Raw genomic sequence first — 1,813 nt, 5'->3', positions numbered from 1 at the left:
GCTCCACGTAGATTAGCTCCCCATAGGTCTGCTCCCTGTAGGTCTGCTCTAATTAAGTTGGCACCACTTAGATTGGCTTTACGACCATTCTTGCCCATCGAATCTACCCAAACCTTATGCTCATCAAGAATTTTTCTTAATTCATCGTTATTCATTTAATTTCCTTCAGGTGAAAAAAAAGACCTGATTAGGTCTTATGTCTATGAGTTAGGACGTGTGCCAAGTGCCTCTTGGTGTCCGATTACAGTCATCACGGACGGGTTAACGCAATCAAACTATATTTAGCTATTGAAAGATAATTTATAGTGTTGACTGTCCCACGAGCGCATAGCCGCATTCACACATCCTGAAATTGATTATGGGTTAAAAATAATGCAAGTTTATTAATTACCCTGATTTAATTTTAACCTTACTATAAATAGGGAGGTTATTTTGTGTAATATACGATAAGTGATTAAGCGAGCTGTGATTTGGGCAGGAAAGTTACTGCAATTAGAGAATAATCATCAATACTAGTATTTTTATTTATTCTTCTTTGTAAGCTGGAAGCAAAGCGTATAGGGTTTTTTAGTGTTTCGATAGAGAATCTGGGGCGCTTTTCCCAAAAATGATGGGCACCATCTGACATGATGTACAAATTCAAAAGCCCATTATTTTCAATAAGTTCAGAAACTGGATAGCATAGCTTCTGGTATTGAAGCTCAACAATTCTTGATATAGCCGTTGTGAGTTTATTTTTTCCTTTAATATTTTTTAACTCTTTTTTTGTATATATTTTTTCATCTAATAGACTTTGATGTACTGTATGGTCTTTAGATAATTGGATTAGTTTATTTTTATTTTTTACATAAATTCTTGTATCACCAATATGCCCTATGTTGACACTATCGTTGTTAACATAACAAAAAGTTAGGGTTGTTGCAGAATGATATAAATCAGGGTTTTCATCTGAAATTTTAAAAATCTCATCCTTGATAGTGCTAAATAAAGAATCTATATCTATATCTATATCATGGTCTAAAACCATTTTTGATAGGTGATTGATAGCTATTTGAGAAGCTAATTTAGCACCTTTATATGAACCCACACCGTCAGCTATGGCAAAAATGTAACCATTACCTAATTTTGATGGAGGTAAAATAGAATCCTGATTTTCCTTAGTATCGTCTCTACCATAGGAGAAGAAACCACAATTTAACAGCTCTATCATTGCTATCTCCTTTCAATCACTTTGTTGAAACCAACTAACATTTCTGAAACGGATTGGTACCTATCTTTACATCTTAGATTAGTACTCTTACGTATAATGTCATCAACACCGTCAATCGCTGAAATACCCATTTCTTCCATTATAACGCCAAGTGCGTAGATATCTGACTGTATAGGTAGATATTGTTATCCCATCCGATAAAATTCAATGTCTTCAGGTTCTTCCATATCAATATTGTCCAGGTCATAAATTCCATATTTGCATGCTATATCAAGAATTGCATTATTCATCTCTCTGGATGTCATTTGTGAATCAATAATTTTTTCAAATTTTCTATAATCTTCTTCGTCCATGTCTACGACATAATTACAATTTGCTTTAATCTCAGCAACAATTTGAACTTGTATTATTTTTTTGTTTTCATCCATTAGCGGTGACTCCAAAATGTGATTTAGGTTTATTATTAAACCGTCTGGAAGTATACAAAGCTGCTATAGGCAAACAGCAGTTATTGAATGCGTCATAAACTTTAGTAGGACGAATTGATATTGCTTTTTCTACACGATTAATCACTTTTCTTTTTAGTGAAAGGATAGGGCGTTT

Annotated in this window: 3 protein-coding genes and 1 pseudogene; all 4 read right to left on the bottom strand. The window is 33.6% G+C overall.

The window, feature by feature from the left end:
• Positions 1–98, bottom strand: a 98-nt coding sequence (locus H1X92_RS15820; protein ID WP_233458133.1) for a pentapeptide repeat-containing protein, incomplete at its 3' end; no start/stop codon positions are given.
• A 356-nt stretch (positions 99–454) separates the two neighbouring features.
• Entirely contained in the window at positions 455–1,210 is a 756-nt protein-coding gene (locus H1X92_RS05970; RefSeq protein WP_180559293.1) for a PP2C family protein-serine/threonine phosphatase, read from the bottom strand.
• 185 nt (positions 1,211–1,395) lie between these two features.
• Positions 1,396–1,638: a hypothetical protein gene (locus tag H1X92_RS05965; protein ID WP_180559292.1), complete on the bottom strand. Its 243-nt coding sequence runs from the start codon at positions 1,636–1,638 to the stop codon at positions 1,396–1,398.
• Positions 1,631–1,813: pseudogene (locus tag H1X92_RS15815) on the bottom strand (hypothetical protein); the annotation flags it as partial. The pseudogene H1X92_RS15815 and the gene H1X92_RS05965, both read right to left, overlap by 8 nt.

This window comes from Arsenophonus endosymbiont of Apis mellifera (assembly GCF_903968575.1).
In the GTDB taxonomy this organism is placed as follows: domain Bacteria; phylum Pseudomonadota; class Gammaproteobacteria; order Enterobacterales; family Enterobacteriaceae; genus Arsenophonus; species Arsenophonus apicola.
The sequence above is the reverse complement of the archived record's forward strand: the minus strand, read 5'-3'. Positions and strand labels throughout refer to the sequence as shown.

Bases quoted from the DNA above. Each gene is read 5' to 3' on its own strand.
- H1X92_RS05965 (WP_180559292.1), bottom strand. From the start codon at position 1,638: ATGGATGAAAACAAAAAAATAATACAAGTTCAAATTGTTGCTGAGATT.
- H1X92_RS05970 (WP_180559293.1), bottom strand. From the start codon at position 1,210: ATGATAGAGCTGTTAAATTGTGGTTTCTTCTCCTATGGTAGAGACGAT.